Here is a 17,163-nt window from a genome sequence, read left to right on the forward strand (position 1 = left end):
CTTAACTATAACAGATGGTCCCGGATAATGCAAATATATCTGAGGAATTTATTATTTCTTTTGTAAAAATATTGTAGAAATACTATTGTCTTTTTATCATTAAAAGGCAGAAATACTACAATCCAAACAAAAAATCTAAGGCTATCACAAAACACTTTCATAAATGATCCATTGGTTCGTTATTTTAAAATAATTTTGAAAAAATCCAGTATTCTTGTTGTATAATAGCTTTAGAATTTTTATGAAGATGGTGGATGAACATGCGCACATACAACGAAAAAGTAAGTATCTATCATGGAATGGTGTCTACCATAGCTGTGAACCTTGCCAGTAATTTTTTTCCTATTTTCGCTATTTCTATTCTCGGCGCAAGCAACTATCAAGTCGGATTGATCAGCTCGCTTCCTCCATTGGTTGCACTTATTATGACAATTCCAGCCGCTTTCATGTTGAATCGTTTAGAGCAGCAAAAGAAGACCGTTGCCATGTCCGTTTTATGGGCAAGAATCTTATTTGTTCTTTTAGCTGGAGTCCTTTTTATTCGTTCGGATTATCAAGCATGGGCGTTTTTGATCATAGTGGCTTTAATGAATGTGCCCGGAACTATATCAAATATCGGGTGGCAAACTCTTATTAGTGGGATGATTAAGGAAGACCGAAGAGGAGCGTTTTTCAGTGACAGAAATCGACTATTAACCATTGTAGGCATGATCACTACTTTGATCATTGGGATCGTTATGAAAAACCAAACCAACCATGCGGTCGCCTACCAGCTTTTATTTCTCATGGCCTTTCTTTTTGGGTTATTAGAAGTATTTTTCTTAATGAGGCACAAGGAAACGGTCCAACCGAAGACGAACAAGAACAAGGAGCAGGAGCAAAAGAATTCATCTATGGATTGGTCGATTTTTAAGGATAACGGATACAAGTGGTTTCTAATCACTGCCTTATGTTTTAATTTCTCATGGCAAATGACATGGGGATTATTTAATATTTATAATGTGAAATATGCTCATGCAACGATTCTTTGGATTAGTATATTTTCAGTAGCTAATCAATTAGTGCAGATATTTTCCTTTCCATTATGGAAAAGATGGGCTGAACAAAAATCCAATACCTTAATGCTCGTTTGGGTTGCTGCAGGAATGGCAACTGCACCGTTTTTGACCGTTTTGTCCACTAATCTAATCTATTTAACCTTTGTCTCGATGACTTCAGGGTTCTTTCTTTCAGGTACCATGCTGCTATTGTTCAACCTGTTGTTGGAGCAATCTCCAAAGGACAAAAGAACGTATTGCATCACAACCTATAATGTCCTATTATCCTTTGTTGCATTTATCGCGCCGCAAATCGGCATTTGGCTTCTCGAAGTAACAGGCATACAAAAATCAATGAACATCATATCCATCCTAAGATTTATCAGCGCAATCGTCTTCTTCTTAATGTACGTTAGATTTATGAAAAATAAAAAACTAGCAGATAATTGGAACTATTAGTTTAAAAGTTTCATATTTTTTTAGAAGGAGTGGATTAGGGAAGAAGGTAGGAAAATGATTAAAATAAATCAGCAAACGATTCACGTGGATGATCTTAGTCATACCCTTACAACGAAAGAACAGAAAGACATCGTTACTAAAATGGAGAAATACAAGGATATTTATCAGTATCAAACTTTAAGTCAATTCCAATTTGAGCTGCTGTTCCGAACAAAGACGCTGCAAGCTGCCCGAGAGCTTAATAAAAGTAAGGTACAGTTTACAACCTTTTCGTATGCCTTTTGCAGCAAAAAGTATTGGGATCGTTTAGGCAATGGTGGTTTTCTTCTCAAACCAAATATAAGACCTAGCGTCGCCATTCTAGACGTTTTAAAAAATGGATCCCTTTATGCCTTTGATTGTTCAACAGGAATTGCGATTGTCTTATATCTTGCTACCCTTTATTCGATTGGAAGCACAAGGTTTGATCTACTCTTTAACGGGCTTTACTTAATGGATTGGCAATTTGATAACGATCTAAAGCTAACTCAAAAATATGGGTATGATTTCATACCTGGTGACATCTTGCATTTCAATAATCCAGATGTCAACCCGAAGGAGTCACATTGGCGCGCTGAAAATGTGATTTTTATGTCCGATGACCAATTCTATGGACATGGAGTAGGGATCAAAAAGGCAGACACCATCATTACCTTCCTAAATAAAAAAAGAAAGCCAAATCCGCGGATCTCTGCATATTTCATGAATCTTATCACGAGACCCGTTTATCGTACATTTTTATAAAATTTAAAGACCGCTACCATCGAAATAGCGGTCTTTTGTATGAACGAAATTTTGCTAGTTTTTTATTTGTTCCAAAATAAACGGATCTTTGATTTTCTTATCTTCCGCGAGCAAAAGGACTTTTGAAACAATTTCGGCTGTTTTTGGGTCCTCGTCCATGAATGGCAGGAAGATTCGACCACGCTGCTGCGAATGGACGGGAACAATATAAATGGCACCTGTGGCCTGTTTATACACATTGGCACTTCCAAGGTGAACACTATAATCCCCAAGACTTCCGTTAATCAGCGCAAAATTGCCCTGGATTCTTACATTTTCCAATCTCATTAATCGAACTGATTCCGCGACTATTACTTTTCTCATATCAATCGTCGTTAGGCTCGCTTCTGGGTCCACCCCGCCCACATGGGCGATACTGACAACCAAATCTATGTCTCGCATCGTTTCTGAGAAAATCACCTTTGGAATATTTTTAATTTCTAGAGGTTGATAGGTTAGACGGTCGAAAAATTCAATTGTTTCCAAGGTTGGACACTCAACATCCGATGGAGAGAACCAATCTGCTAAAGCATTTAGTTGCACGATAATATTTTCCTTGTAGTAGACTTTTTGAAGTCCCGCTTCATAGCTCGTCGTCCACAATCGACTTTTTAATAAGGCAACTGTTTTTTGCGGCTGGATTTGGTGACCCGCGTATCTTCGTGTTCCCGTTCCCGCTGCAAGTTCATCCTGATTTGGTAAATATAGTTCTCGAAACACCTGCTTAAACGGCTGTTTCACCTTCCTAGCGAATAAAGCCCGTTGGAATCCACTCCATTGCCCACTCTCAAAGAGATCGACTGGGTGAGCGATGAAAATTTCATCAGTGGCCTGAATGGAATACTTGTCAACCGTCCCAACACCATTTAGAGAATCGTCTTCAAAAAAGCCTAAATAGTTCCCCACTTTTAATACCAATGATGACATCAGTGGCGTTAACACCGGATTTTTCATCATATTATAAAGTTCACTTAAAAGAAAACTACTTCCAAGCTCCATCGAGCGTTCCAATTCTTCTTTTGCTCGTTTGTATTGCTCCTTTAAATCTGATTTAAACTCTTTTAAGACAACAATATAATCATGTTTATTGTACTTGGCTGGGAGCGTTTTAAGTGTTTTATCCCCTTTTACTGCTTTGATATCTCCTCGCCCATTGGCATCAATCACGAGCTGTACAGTCAGATCATCCATCACTTTTGGCTCAAGAAATGGCGTAATCTCTTCCATTTTTTTCGCTTCCATCGCCCACTTTAACCTAGTTACATCCTTATAACCTGCATTTCTGGCGAGGTTATCAAGGGCAATCGAGACTGTTTTCGATTCACTGGCACGGCGCTGTGCCCCAAACTTCTTACTTTCCTGTAAAAATCTTTGTAAGAATACGTATCGATTGAGAACATCTTGTTCATTTTTCACTGGAATCAAACTGTAACATAATACTTGATCCTTTGTTCTTTTTTCCTGAACTAGGTTTTTAGTATTTTCAAGCGCTAATTTCCCCAAGACCGCATCCGCAAACAGCTGTGATCTGCGATGATTCGCACCTGCCGAAATGTATTTAGCACATTGATAGAGAATTTGAAACCGTTCCTCACCCAACTGTTCGTAAGACTCTTTAAACCACCTAATGTCAAAAGCACCATCTTGAAAATCCTGTGGTGAGATGGGCGAATAATGCGCAACAATGGTTTCTTTTTCCTCGGAAAATGTCTCATTGATATGGGCATGGAAATACCAGGCGGCACTCCTCAAACCATTCCAATTTAAATGCCTCGAAACAATGTCAAGCCATTGCGGGGCATACATTGCTGCCTCTAATAATCTATTTTCTGACAATGTCTTTCCCTTTATAAATTGCTTCAGTTGTGTGTCGCTGTCCCCATCTTTTGGGTAACTTGTTTTTAATAAGTAGGAGAAAACTTCTTTTTTAGTGAGATCGCTGCCATTACCATAAATATAGCCGCGCACGAACGATTCTTTATCAAGGCCTAATAGGATTTGCACAAAGGATTCTATGCCTTCATGGCGTTCAATTCCCATAGCCACGGTAGTTATATCTGTTTGGAGATCCCCTCTTTTTAGTTCAATTTCTAATATTCTTTGAACCACCTGATCTTTAATAGGAATCATATCAGGATAATTTTTTAAAAAATGATCTTTGGGATTGGTTAATTCTGATACATAGTCTCTACTTGTATCATCTCGACCCAAAAGCTCATGAAAAATGACCTGTTCATCAATCATTTTTCGTGCATAACCTTTTGCTAAATCTTCCATTGACGGAAGAAAACTTTCAAAATTAGCTATCGTATATAACTGATACTGAAGCTTGAAATACACATCAAAGGATTCACTAGTAATATCGGCAAAGTGTTCAGCCCATTCCAGCCATGGATCGGTAAGAAAATCAAGCAGCTTATATTCGGTTTTGAGTTTATCTTCAGGGATCGAATGAACAAGAAAATTTAAAACAGCACTGATGTTGTCGAAAAGCTCTTTTGAATCTTGACTCGTAAAATAAGCATCGAAAAGATTTTCTACTTGGGAACGATAATTCAAATCATCAAGAAAGCGATTCATTTCTTCGATGTTTTCGATTGGATAAATTTCTTCTAATAATGTTTTTCTCCAGCCCTCTACCTTTGGATTATCCATAACCTCCCAAACATCCAGCCTATTATGGTAATAGCTAATGATTCTGTCCGAGTGGAGATAAAAGGCAGTCTGAATGAGCTCTGATGCTGGTACCACATGGGTATTAAAATACTCCTTCCAAACTTCAGCTAATGGAAGATGATCGATTTTCTGTTTTTCATCCTCTTGATAAGAGCACCTTAATTCCTCGCCAATATGGAGCGTATCCTTTGAGCCATCATACCACTCGACCTCATATTCTACCTGACGATGTTCATGAACTAATGCGGCTAAACCTTGAAGAAATTGTTTACTAGAATCTATTGTTGGCTGCAAAAGGTTCTTTAACATTAGTTCAGGATGGTTGAATTCGAGGTTTACTCGATGATTCGGGTCATATAATCCAAACCCATTAACCAGGTTGTATTCCTCGGTTTGAAACAACTTATCAAGTAATATTTGTTCTTTTGAGCCAGCTTCCATTTGAAGGATTGTATTTTTAAACGCTTTAACTAGTCTTACACGCTCCTCTTGATCATTGATTTCTGATAAGATTTCAAGCGCACCCACTCGTTGCAACTCTGCTTTACTTGATAATAAACGGTCAAGCGCGGTTTCTAGTTGATCCTTCGGGAGTCCTAGTAAAATCTGAATGGCTCCTTGTCGGAGGGCTCCAGTTTTTAATTTTAAAATCGCTTCAATCTTTTCAATCTCCTCAGGCATCAACTCAATTGATTTGATATGCGCAAGGGCGATTTCTCGATTTTTCACACTTTTATCAGCAAGACTTTCAAAAAGGAAATCGCGTTGTGTTTTATCCGAGTAATCCTTGATAAAAAATGAAAGAAGATCTTCTCTTAATTCAGCACTTACCTTGTCCTTCGATTCAATTAATTGTCTTAGCCAATCCTTATCCAAGTCGTAGGCAGTTAAGAACATCATTTTTCTCGCAATTTCGTTCCTTGAGAAAAATAGGGTTAGTCCTTGAATGGCTTTTGATTCGATTGAAACCTCTCTTTTAGGCATGTGTAAGAACATGTTTTTAAACAACTCAAAATGTCGAGATCGTTCCTTCTTGTTTTCTAACAATGGTACCTGGTTGACTGTCAGCGTGCTTTCACTTTTTTCAGAATCGTATGACCAATGGATATCGTAGTCATAGACATAGTTTTTGAGAAGATAATATTGCAGCTCTACATTCTTTTCAAATAAAAACGGGTGCGCTAACTCAAATCTCATACCCGCATTTTGGCTTTGTGTTAAAAAGTATTGGGCCATCACCTTTTGATAGGTTTCGCCGTTTTCCATCAGGAATTGGATCGGTTCTTTTATATCGTCTTCTTCATTCACTGCTGTTGCCCAAAGACTAATGCAAAGTGTATTCAGATTCTCGCTTCTAACTCCCTCTTCACGCAGCTTTCGATTTGATAGAGAATCTGACGCGTATTGAATCGATCGTTTAGTCACTCTTTTATCCGAGGCTTGCAGGTCCAAGCCTGTCCAAAGGTCAAGCGCTCTCACGACGGAACTGTAACGAATAAGTTCGTTGTCAAGGATGACTTTAAGCATGTATTTAGTTGCTTCTAATGTACCTTCATCCATATTTTCGACAATGCTTTGGCGCAGGCCCTCTTACAGTCTGGCGGCAAGTAACAAATCACCGAGCATTTTATATCCTTCCTGGCTATGGCTTTTAAAAACGCCCTTGATCATTTCATATGTTAGTAGTGCCGTGTTATTTTCTCCGAAAATCACTTCAGTTAAGGCTTGGATTACCCGCTCATTGTTTTGGTCGATTTCATAGGCAATCACATCACTGATCAGTGGATTGTATATCGACGAACCCTCACGGCTGGATAGATAATCAATAATCGAAAACTCTTCAAAATCCAAGTCAAACAAATAAAGGAGGCTCTCGATCATTCCATGGTAGTGATACTCGAGGTTTCTTGTCCGAAACGGTCGGCGCGAATATCCTTCACTGTATGGATATTCACACTTATGGTCGATGATATATTGAAAAAGAGCCCCGTATTCTGCTCCGATTAAGGTGTGCACAATTTCCACTAGCGGTTGGAAAATGAGGGGGTCACGGGGGCTTTTTTGTGTGAATAGGATGTTTCTAATTTCTTGAAGATTTGTGTCCCGTACGATGTAGGTCGCGTCCATTAATTTTATTAGAAGCAGCGCCAATTTCTGCTCTGTTCCAGAAATTTCTTTGTTTGCCTTCGCTTCTAAACTCTCATAATATAGGTCCTTATTTTTTGCTCTCATACCGTTTCCCCCCTTACCACATACGTCCTGCTAACATTGTCAGCTTTATAAAAGAAAGTTGATCATCCTCTTGTAAACCCAATGACTCATCTAATTCGAGCGACTCTTTTTCATTTATAAATACTCGGTATAAACCATCTTCAAATGCTTGGATAGCAACTCTGACTGCCGTTTGCAGATTGCTTTTTGGTCACTATATTTAGTCCCAAACCCTACTTTTCCGGCATGGACTTCCTGTTCGATTTCCTCGTTTGTTAGGAAACTTACCAAGTTGGTTTCTGTTTCGGTTGCATTGAACACCTGGACTTGGATTGACACTAATTCTGTCAACAGCACTCTAAGTGTCGGCGGAGAACTATCTAAATGAATCTCCTTTTTCGTAAGATAAGCCTTCCTCTTAGCCAGACTTTTCATTGTCACAAAGATTTTCATATAACTACCTCAATAATAGATTTTAACTATATATTAGCAAACTTCAATGAGGTATTCAGCAACAACCGGATAAATGGAACAACAAAAAAATGTCCACCCAGGGTGGACATTTTGCTCGTTTTGTCTTTTTGTGGTGCCTGACACCAAATTACTGGCACTGACACTAACACCAATTTACTTTAATAGTTAATAAATGCATCCTCGGCTTTTACGGTGTCTTTTATGACTTTGTTGTCTTTTAGCCATTGGGCTGTGTTTTTCCAGGTTTCTGGTTCTTGGTAGCCGAATGGTTTTTCTTTTGCATCCATTAGTGGGAGAAGGATTTCTAGGCTTTTTGTTTCGACATCCTTCTCAAGTGGTGATGTTTTATCTTCATGGTTCATTAAGATCGAAAGACCATCTTCTGGATGTTCCTGAACGTATTTTTGACCTTCCGTAATCGCAGCCATAAACTTTTTATAGACTTCTGGTTTTTCTTTTAATCCCTTTTGGCTAGCGACCATAACTAATTCATAATAATCTGGAACCCCATAGTCCGCAGGATTTAATGCTCTCATCGGGTGACCTTCTTTTTCCAGCAATAACTTCTCATGGTTAATATAGCCGCCGATCAGCGCATCAGTTTTTTTCGTTGCCATTGCAGGAATGAGATCCCAGCCCACATCGACCATTTTTATCTTTCCGGCGTCTCCGCCATCAGCTTTCACCATCGTTTGAACGATCGCTTCATCTAATGGAATCGATGGATAGCCAATCGTTTTCCCAGCTAAATCTTTGGGTGATTTTATCGAACCATCTGCTGGCACCATTAATTGATTTAATGGATGACGGACAATTGCTCCAATGGATTGAACAGGAATACCTTCACTGCGTGCCACAAGTACCTGTGGTTGATAGCTAAGCGCCATGTCAATTTGGTTGGCCGCAACCAGTTTAAGCGGATCATTGGTATCTGCAGGCATTTGGATATCCACATCTAAGCCTTGTTCTTTAAAATAGCCCTTTTCTTCGGCTACAAAAAGAAAGGAGTGCACCGCATTTGGATACCAATCTAACATTAAGCTAACTTTTTGTAGTTTATCGGCAGCCCCCGTGGTTTTATCTGATTCCTTTTCATTATTTTTACCACAAGCACTTAATAGCAGTAACAAAAGACTTACCATGATCAAAAAACTTTTCTTCATTTAGATTTCTTCCTCTCTAGCTGCGAATTTTATTTTTCAATAACTGTTTTTCCAATAAACCTATGAATAAAAACAACACAATCCCTAAAAGCGATAATAAAAATATTGCAGCAAACACGGAGTCTGCCTGTAAGTTACCAGACATTCGTCGACTGAAGTACCCTAGGCCTTCACTAGCACCCAGCCATTCACCAACAGTCGCTCCGACAACACAATAAACAACTGACAACTTCAATCCTGAAAAAATGGCTGGTAATGCCATAGGAATCTGGATTTTTTTAAAAATTGTCCAGCGATTGGCGCCCATTGTTAACAGTAATTCCCGGTATTCACTTCCACCAGATTTCAATCCATCATAGGTACTTACGACGATGGGAAAGAAGGCGGTTAAAATAGTCACGGCAATTTTGCTCCAAATCGAATAGCCAAACCACATAATAAAAATCGGTGAAATTGCAATTAACGGCACCGTTTGTGAGATAACAAGAAATGGATATAATACCTTTTCAATGGAACGAGAAAAATGCATAGCAACTCCCAGCGATAATCCACCGATTACGGAGAGCACAAAACCGATCAGAACTTCCTTTACGGTAGCCGGCAAATGCACTTCAAACAAAAGCTGTCGGTTTTCTTGTAATGACCCCCAAATAGCCGAAGGCGCTGGCAAAATAAAGGAAGGAATCATGCCTTGCTTAACTACCCATTCCCATATGCTGACAAGGAGGATCACCACTATCAAAAACAAACCGTACTGTTCCGTCCATTTTTTCAAACTAGCTTTCATTGTGAATCAGCCACTCCAGTTCTTTTCTCATCGTAATAAACTCTGATTGATAGATTAGCTGTGAGCTTCTTGGTCTCACCAGGTTGACCTTCATTTCTTTGATTCCGGTGTCTTGGAGCAAATAGATTCTATCGCTCAACAAAACCGCTTCTTCAAGATCATGGGTAATGAACAATACCGTCTTTTGTAATTCCCCCCACAGTCCTAATAACCAGCTATGCATGTTCCGTTTTGTCAGGGAATCGAGTGCGCCAAAGGGCTCATCCAATAATAAAAGATCTTTTCCTGTCATAAGGGTTCGTAAAAAGGCTACGCGCTGCTTCATACCTCCCGAAAGTTCATTCGGATAAGCTTTTTCATATTCTGCCAAACCAAACCGCGATAACCACTCTCGTATTTCAGGAATTCTCGCTTGCTTTGGTTCCTTTATCACTTCTAAAGGTAGTAACACGTTTTCTAAAACGGTTCTCCATGGTAAAAGCAGATCCTTTTGCGGCATGTAACCGATACTCCCTAATCTCTTTCCAGTCTTTTGACCATTGACCAGAATATCTCCTTGGTCAGGTTCAAGTAAACCAGAAATCAATTTAAAAAGAGTGCTCTTTCCAGATCCACTTGCGCCAATCACTGAGACAAACTCTCCTGGCTTAACGTCTAGTGAAATTTGATCGAAAATAGGATTGGAGTTTCCTTCACTTTGAAAAGAGTAGGATAGGTCTTTGATAGATAACATGGTTGAGCTAGACAGGCCACTCGCCTCCCTGATAGACCATATCCCAGAACATATATTCAAATCGAGATGTTGTCAGGAAATGTTCTTCTAAGATCGCTAACTCCCGTTCCGGTTTCCCTTCCGCCAATCTATCCAATAAATCGATCAACCAAGTTGCTAATGAACCAAATTCATTAGAAGAGTACATTTTCACCCATTCTCCATAAAGATGGTGATCACTAGCATTCGGATAGGTATCTGCTAGCATCTTGCTAATCTCCCAGTAGCTCCACATACACGGCAAGAGAGCAGCAATTAATTCCTCGAGCGAACCTGTTTGAGCGACATTTAGCATATACCGAGTATAAGCTAAGTTAACCGGCGTTGGTTTTGTTTCCTCCAGCTGTTGATGGGTAATTCCAAACCTCTCAGCATACTGTCTGTGCAGATCCATTTCTCCGTGCAATGTCTCATGCAAAAGCTTCGCAAATGCGGCCATGGTTTCAATATCCTTTGCCTTAACAGCCCCTATAGCAAACAGCTTAGAGTAGTCAATTAAAAACACATAGTCCTGTTTCATGTAGCGGATAAAGGATTCAACAGGCAGATCCCCTGTACCTATTCCGACTACAAATGGATGCTGATGGGTTTTCTGCCATACATCATTTACTGATTGATAAAGTCTTTCGGTGAATTTCATTTCCATACTCTTCCTTCCTCGTGTTGCACCATTCCGCGATAAATACAGCTAATACTTTTGTAAAATCTAATAATTGGCGAATTTCAACTTTCTCATTGACTGCATGGGCATCTTCCAATTTACCAGGTCCAAAGATGACCGTTGGAATACCAGCTCGACCCAGCCAGCCTGCATCTGTAACGGTGGTTGACATGCCCACCGTCGGCTTGTCTGTTAACAATTTTTCATAGGAATTAGCTAAAACCTTCGTTCCAGGATGATCAGAATCAATTTCTAACGAAGGAAAAATTTCACCACGGTCAACAATCATTGATTTTCCGCCCCAAACAAACTGTGGCGGATTCTCGCGAAGCCACGGATCTGCCGCTGCAACTGCACCAATATGTTGTTCTATTTCTTTAATTACCTCTTCATAGTCTTCATTCGGGTAAAAATGAACCGTAACCCATAGAGCACAGCGATCGGCCACAAATGCTGCATGCCTGCCACCTTCAATTACGGCAGGATTAATCGTATTTGTGCCGGGAGGAAAGCCCTGATAACTTTTCGTAACTGCCCAGTGGCGTTCTAAGTCTTGTAGTCCCGAAATAATCTTCATCATTTTCTCGATCGCACTGGCCCCTTTAACACCGCCACCTGCATGAATCATCATCCTACGGATTCCATCATGAAAAGTTTCTTTACTTTGAATGGTAATCCATCCAGTTATGACTCCGCCTTGTCCTTGAATATGTAAATCACTTGTATCAACCACTACTGCATAGTCAGCGGTATAACCCCTCTCAGTGCACGCCAGCGTCCCAGCCTCTCCAACTTCTTCACCGATAACAGATTGAAATTGGAGATCACCTTTTAGCGGGATACCCAGATCTTTTAAAAGTTTAATTGCGATTAGTGATGCCGCAATTCCACCTTTCATATCGGCCACACCACGTCCATATATGTAGGAATCTTTGCGATAGGCAGAAAACGGAGAATAATCCCATTCTGTATTATCCCCAACTTCCGCGACATCCACATGACCATTTACAATCAAACTATTATATTGATCAGAAGATTCACCAGGTAAATTGCCAACCACATTCGGATCTCCGGGATAGACATCCCACTTATCTGTGGAAAATCCCATGTTTTCTAAATACCCTCTTATAAATTCCTGGACATCATTTGTATTCCGTGCAGGAGGACTAACGGTTGGAAACGCGATAAGCGTGGTCAACAATTCGATTAATTCCGCTTCTCTCGCTTCTACTTCTTGTGCGATTTTTTCAAGCAGATCCTCTTTCATTTGTTCACTCCCTTACTATCGATGATTAGTTCCTGATAGTGGTATCATTTTCACTAACAATCAAAACTTTCTTTCTTAAAAATACGGTTAAAATAATAAATCCAATCAGCGCTCCAGCAAACGAGCTAAATATAAATAATGGAATAAACCCAAATAATGTTGCCTTTTGACCGAGAAAAAGAGTAGCGATTGGGTAAGAAAGCAGTGCCCCAATGATACCCGTTCCAATTACTTCTCCGATAAAAGCAAGATAGATCTTTCTAGTTTTCAAAAATAAAAGCGAGGCCAGTAAAGCTCCAACCATACTTCCAGGAAAGGCAAAAATCGAACCAGTTCCCATCAGGTTTCTTAACAGGGATACACAAAAGGCTTGAGCTACAGCATAATAAGGTCCTAAAAGAACGGCTGATAAAACGTTCAAAAAGTGCTGAACCGGGAAGACCTTTGTAAATCCAATCGGTATATAGAACAGATTGCTTGAAATGGTACCGATCGCTATCATCATCGCAGTTAACGTCAGTTTATGTGTTTTGTTCACTAGAATACTTCTCCTTTAATACCGACACTATTTCTTAACGCCCTGGCTGCTTCCATTGGTGATTCTGCATGGCTTATGGCGGTAATAACGGAAACCCCATCTGCCCCAGCTTCCACTACCGATTGAGCATTTTCGATCGTGATCCCTCCGATTCCAACAATCGGAATATCAATGCCATCTTTTCGAAATTTTTCGATCAGTATTGTTCCCCGTGATGGTTTAGCATCCGCCTTTGTTTTTGTCGGAAAAACAGGGCCCATGCCAAAATAGTCAGCTCCACCGCTTATTGCAGTCATGGCTTCTTCCGCTGAATGGACGGAAACCCCAAGGACTCTCTTATCGCCAATCTTTTCCCGAACTGCGTACACCGATTCATCCTCTTGTCCGATATGTACACCGTCCGCATCAATTGCCACAGCCAACTCGATATCGTCATTAACAATGAAAGGGATATGATGTGCTCTGCAAATTGCTTGAAGTTCTTTCGCAAGTGCATATTTATCAGCTCCAGTTAACGCGCCGTCACCCTTTTCTCGATATTGAAAAAGTGTAATCCCACCGGCAATTGCCTCTTTTAATACTTCGGCTGGATCCTTTAAACAGTTGGTGCTGCCCATGATAAAATAAACACTTAAAGCCGCTCGTAAGTTTTTCATAATTCAGCCAGTTCCTTTGCAATTTTTCTTTTTCGATATGCCCAATGGTTTGTTGGACCATGTCCTTGCCCTATCTCCAAATGGTTCTCAATTGCGGCCTGAATAAAATCCTTTGCTTTACATACTGCTTCATAAAGAGTTTCCCCTTTTGCTAGTTCAGCAGTAATTACTGCGGAAAAAGTACAACCTGTTCCATGTGTGTTCTTTGTCTGAATTCTCTTGCTGGTAAAGTAGTAAAATTCCTTTCCATCAAATAATAAATCAGTGGATTCAGACTCATTTTCATCATGGCCGCCCTTAATCACGACATTTTTTACGCCTAACGCAAGTAGTCTTTTAGCAGACTCCAGTTTATCTTCCACTGTCAGAATCGACATGCCCGTTAGTACTTCCGCTTCTGGAATATTCGGGGTGATTACCGTTGCTAGCGGCAATAAGTATTTTTTCATGGCAGAAATGGCTTCCATTTGCAACAAAGAAGCGCCACCCTTTGCAATCATGACAGGATCGACAACAACATTTTGCCATTGATAATTTCTGAGCTGTGCTGCGACTGCCTCGATGATTTCAGCATTAAAAAGCATTCCTGTTTTCACCGCATCCGTACCGATATCTTCGCCGATCGCTTGGATCTGTTTTACGACTGCCTCAGCTGTCATTGGATAGACAGCATGGACTCCTAAAGTATTTTGGGCCGTTACTGCAGTTAATGCCGACATCCCGAAAACCTCTAATTCCTGAAATGTCTTTAAATCCGCTTGAATTCCTGCTCCTCCGCCGCTATCAGAACCAGCGATTGTTAATGCTTTTTTCATTTAAATTACCCCCAGTTATCGATTGAATTTTTTAACAGAAGCATGTGAAATGATATCTTCGGAAGAAACTAAAGTTAATTGGTTTAAGAATTCGATTTGGAAACTTCCAGGTCCCATTTCTACAGTTTTTGCCGCTGCCTTTTCTGCCGCGATACCATAGTACGTTAAAGCAGCCACCGAAGCCTGAAGCAGGTCCTTTTCCACTCCTGCAAACGCTCCAATCACAGAGGTTAATAAACAGCCAGTGCCTGTCACCTTCGTTAAAATTGGATGTCCATTTGACACGACATAGGTTGTTTTCCCATCCGAAACGACATCCTCTTTTCCAGTGATGACGGCAAGACAATTCAATTTTTGTGCTGAAGCAATAGCTAGTTCAATGATATTTCCTTTTGCATCCCCAGCATCAACACCCTTAATTTCCCATTCTTCACCAACCACATTGGCAATTTCGGCTGCGTTTCCTCTAATCACAGAAACTTTTACCTCGCTCATAATTCTTTGTGCAGTTTCCGTTCGATATCGGGTAGCCCCTGCACCAACCGGGTCAAATATGACGGGAACACCGGATTCATTGGCCGCTTTTCCGGCAATGATCATCGATTCTACTGTCTGTGGGTTTAATGTTCCAATGTTTAATACTAATGAACTTGCAATCTTAGCCATATCTGCTACTTCCTCAGCTGCATATGCCATAACCGGTGAGGCACCAAGGGCAAGAAGCCCATTTGCCGTAAAATTCGTAACAACCACATTGGTAATATTATGTACCAGCGGGTTAACCTTTCTAACTTCTTCCAACGTTTCATACAAACTATTTTTTTCCATCTTAATTTCCCCATTTCTTTTTTTAAAATGGCTCTGTTAAACTTGGCTGTTGATTTCCGCTCCAGGCGCTTCGCCTTCCGCTCCAATCAACGCAGGCTTTAAAATCAAAAATGACATTTAACAAAGCCTTTAAAATAAAAAAAACAGATCCAATAATGGACCTGGTTAGTTAGTCAAAGAAATAATTAACATTCACTTGGCTACTTTCCTACGCTGGTATTACCCAGATCAGGTCCGAAGGGTTGAAAATTTCTCCATTTTCTCTCAGCCTGTTTACAGGGCACCCCTAGTAGATCTAATACTTTATTTAACTAACTACATAATATTCCTATGGTACTAGAATGTAAAGGAAAAAGTGTCAGTTAACATAACATTATTATTGTTTGCTTTTATAAGGAAAAGTAACAATAAATGTTGTCCCTTTTCCTTTTTGGCAATGAATTTCTATCTGTCCATTTAATTTTTCCAAGCTTCTCTGCACCAATGATAAACCGATTCCGCGATTTTCACCCTTGGTAGAATATCCTTTGATAAATAAGTGATGTCTTACATCCTCATCGATTCCTTGTCCGGTATCATGGACCTCCAACGCTAGGACTTCATCGTAAAAGTCAAACCTTAAGGTAACTTTTTTATGTGGACGGTCCGCAACAGCATCTAAAGCATTATCGATTAAATTCCCAAGAATCGTTACCACTTCATGGGTTAATTCCTGCTGCTGTGGTTCAGGTAGACTTCCTTCCCCATCAATGATTAATTCACAGCCATTTTCCCTAGCGAAGCTAAGTTTTCCTAAAATAAAACCTGCTAAAACAGGATCTTTAAAACGACTGACAACAAATTCTACTTCAGTTTGTTGGTGATCGACAATTTTGGTAATATATGACGAGACCATTTGATAGTCTTTCATATGAATTAAACCTGATATTACATGCAGTTTATTCATGAATTCATGTGACTGGGTTCTCAGTGCTTCCGCATATAGCTTTGCACCGGTTAATTGTTCAGCTAATTGCTTGATTTCGGTTTTTTCTCGGAAGGTAGCAATCGCACCGACAATCTTTCCTTTGACAACAACCGGAACCCGATTGGTTAAAATGGTAATATGATTGATTTCTTGTTCTTGGTCTAATTGAGATTCCCCCGTTTCTAGAACAGAAGATAGCATTGAATTTGGCATGTAGTCATCCACTTTTCTTCCTAAAAAGGACCCATGAATGCCAGCTTTTTGAAGAAGTCGGATCCCCTCATTATTTACGAGAGTGGTAAACGCATCCTCGTCAACTGCCAAAATTCCTTCCTTTGTGGATTGAAGCATCGCACTACGTTCCTCAAGCAATTTTGCCATCTCACTCGGCTCAAGTCCAAAAAGAATCGCTTTGATTTTTCTAGCTAGAAAAAGGGCTCCTAGAATCCCAACTAGAATTCCCACTCCCACGCCGATCAAAATAATTTTCCTGCTTTGTTCGATCGCCTGATTAACTTTTTCTAAAGAAATCCCAACCGCGACTGCTCCTATTTGTTTATTTTCTTGATCATAAACAGGAACAAACGAGCGTAAAGACAATCCCAATGTCCCTTTGGCAATTGAAATATGCTCTTTCCCTTTTAAAACAGGTCCTTCATCTCCACCGACAAAATGCAGACCTAATAGGTTGCGGTTAGGATGTGATTTTCTTGTTCCATACATGTCCATCACGACGATAAATTCAACATGCGTTGATTGTTTAATATCATTCGCAAATGTTTGGATATCCTTCTCTGCTGTTTTATTTTTAAGCCCATTCATGACAATCGGAGACCTTGCAACAATTCTCGCAATATTTGTTGCTTTCTCGGCTTGGCTTTTTTCTGTTTCTTGTGAAATTCTGTTGGTGATTAATATCTCGGTTACCAACAATGCCATCACGACCACGATACAAACCAGCAGGGTAATCGTCGATTGTAAACGAAGTCTTGGTTTGCCCAACCTTATTTTCCACCCCAACATGATTCCC

Annotated in this window: 14 protein-coding genes, 1 pseudogene and 1 riboswitch; of the genes and pseudogenes, 2 read left to right on the forward strand and 13 right to left on the reverse strand. The window is 40.0% G+C overall.

Translation table 11 applies throughout. The features are described 5' to 3' along the window. Positions 1 to 260: 260 nt before the first annotated feature. Together J7E67_RS04655 and J7E67_RS04660 are read left to right on the forward strand one after the other, a co-directional pair. Positions 261 to 1,496 carry an MFS transporter gene (locus tag J7E67_RS04655; protein WP_214716809.1) on the forward strand — a complete coding sequence of 412 codons (1,236 nt, stop codon included), beginning with the start codon at positions 261 to 263 and terminating at the stop codon, positions 1,494 to 1,496. A gap of 54 nt (positions 1,497 to 1,550) precedes the next feature. Next, the gene (locus J7E67_RS04660; protein ID WP_214716810.1) at positions 1,551 to 2,279 is read left to right on the forward strand and encodes a protein-glutamine gamma-glutamyltransferase; all 729 of its coding nucleotides are present in this window, start codon (positions 1,551 to 1,553) and stop codon (positions 2,277 to 2,279) included. 54 nt (positions 2,280 to 2,333) lie between these two features. On the opposite strand, the gene J7E67_RS32515 is transcribed toward J7E67_RS04660, so the two are convergent. From J7E67_RS32515 to dcuS, 13 genes and pseudogenes are all read right to left on the reverse strand, one after another. Next, positions 2,334 to 3,560: a DUF4132 domain-containing protein gene (locus J7E67_RS32515; protein ID WP_483861509.1), complete on the reverse strand. Its 1,227-nt coding sequence runs from the start codon at positions 3,558 to 3,560 to the stop codon at positions 2,334 to 2,336. 9 nt (positions 3,561 to 3,569) lie between these two features. Then, positions 3,570 to 7,226 (reverse strand): annotated as a pseudogene (locus tag J7E67_RS32520) (DUF5724 domain-containing protein); the annotation flags it as partial. 114 nt (positions 7,227 to 7,340) lie between these two features. Next, positions 7,341 to 7,658 carry a hypothetical protein gene (locus J7E67_RS04675; protein WP_251026566.1) on the reverse strand — a complete coding sequence of 106 codons (318 nt, stop codon included), beginning with the start codon at positions 7,656 to 7,658 and terminating at the stop codon, positions 7,341 to 7,343. 179 nt (positions 7,659 to 7,837) lie between these two features. Continuing rightward, positions 7,838 to 8,842, reverse strand: coding sequence for an ABC transporter substrate-binding protein (locus tag J7E67_RS04680; RefSeq protein WP_214716813.1), 1,005 nt, complete (start codon positions 8,840 to 8,842; stop codon positions 7,838 to 7,840). A 16-nt stretch (positions 8,843 to 8,858) separates the two neighbouring features. After that, positions 8,859 to 9,629, reverse strand: a complete 771-nt coding sequence (locus tag J7E67_RS04685) for an ABC transporter permease (RefSeq protein ID WP_214731107.1) — start codon at positions 9,627 to 9,629, stop codon at positions 8,859 to 8,861. Then, positions 9,619 to 10,362: an ABC transporter ATP-binding protein gene (locus J7E67_RS04690; protein ID WP_214731109.1), complete on the reverse strand. Its 744-nt coding sequence runs from the start codon at positions 10,360 to 10,362 to the stop codon at positions 9,619 to 9,621. The genes J7E67_RS04685 and J7E67_RS04690 overlap by 11 nt, the downstream gene beginning before the upstream one ends. Positions 10,363 to 10,369: 7 nt before the next feature. Beyond that, positions 10,370 to 11,041 carry a thiaminase II gene (tenA, locus tag J7E67_RS04695; protein ID WP_214731123.1) on the reverse strand — a complete coding sequence of 224 codons (672 nt, stop codon included), beginning with the start codon at positions 11,039 to 11,041 and terminating at the stop codon, positions 10,370 to 10,372. Next, complete coding sequence (locus tag J7E67_RS04700) at positions 11,004 to 12,329, reverse strand: acetylornithine deacetylase (protein WP_214731111.1); 1,326 nt, start codon at positions 12,327 to 12,329, stop codon at positions 11,004 to 11,006. Before J7E67_RS04700 ends, tenA begins: the two co-directional genes overlap by 38 nt. A 25-nt stretch (positions 12,330 to 12,354) precedes the next feature. After that, the gene (thiW, locus tag J7E67_RS04705) at positions 12,355 to 12,867 is read right to left on the reverse strand and encodes an energy coupling factor transporter S component ThiW (protein WP_214716817.1); all 513 of its coding nucleotides are present in this window, start codon (positions 12,865 to 12,867) and stop codon (positions 12,355 to 12,357) included. After that, positions 12,867 to 13,523: a thiamine phosphate synthase gene (gene thiE, locus J7E67_RS04710; protein WP_214716818.1), complete on the reverse strand. Its 657-nt coding sequence runs from the start codon at positions 13,521 to 13,523 to the stop codon at positions 12,867 to 12,869. Before thiE ends, thiW begins: the two co-directional genes overlap by 1 nt. Continuing rightward, positions 13,520 to 14,338 carry a bifunctional hydroxymethylpyrimidine kinase/phosphomethylpyrimidine kinase gene (gene thiD / locus J7E67_RS04715; RefSeq protein WP_214716819.1) on the reverse strand — a complete coding sequence of 273 codons (819 nt, stop codon included), beginning with the start codon at positions 14,336 to 14,338 and terminating at the stop codon, positions 13,520 to 13,522. Before thiD ends, thiE begins: the two co-directional genes overlap by 4 nt. Positions 14,339 to 14,353: 15 nt before the next feature. Further along, on the reverse strand, positions 14,354 to 15,166 hold the full coding sequence (thiM, locus tag J7E67_RS04720) for a hydroxyethylthiazole kinase (RefSeq protein WP_214716820.1): 813 nt from the start codon (positions 15,164 to 15,166) through the stop codon (positions 14,354 to 14,356). Between the two features lie 188 nt (positions 15,167 to 15,354). After that, positions 15,355 to 15,464, reverse strand: a riboswitch (TPP riboswitch). Positions 15,465 to 15,542: 78 nt separating this feature from the next. Further along, entirely contained in the window at positions 15,543 to 17,156 is a 1,614-nt protein-coding gene (dcuS, locus tag J7E67_RS04725) for a DcuS/MalK family sensor histidine kinase (protein WP_214716821.1), read from the reverse strand. Positions 17,157 to 17,163 lie beyond the last annotated feature (7 nt).

Source organism: Bacillus sp. ISL-46 (genome assembly GCF_018613205.1).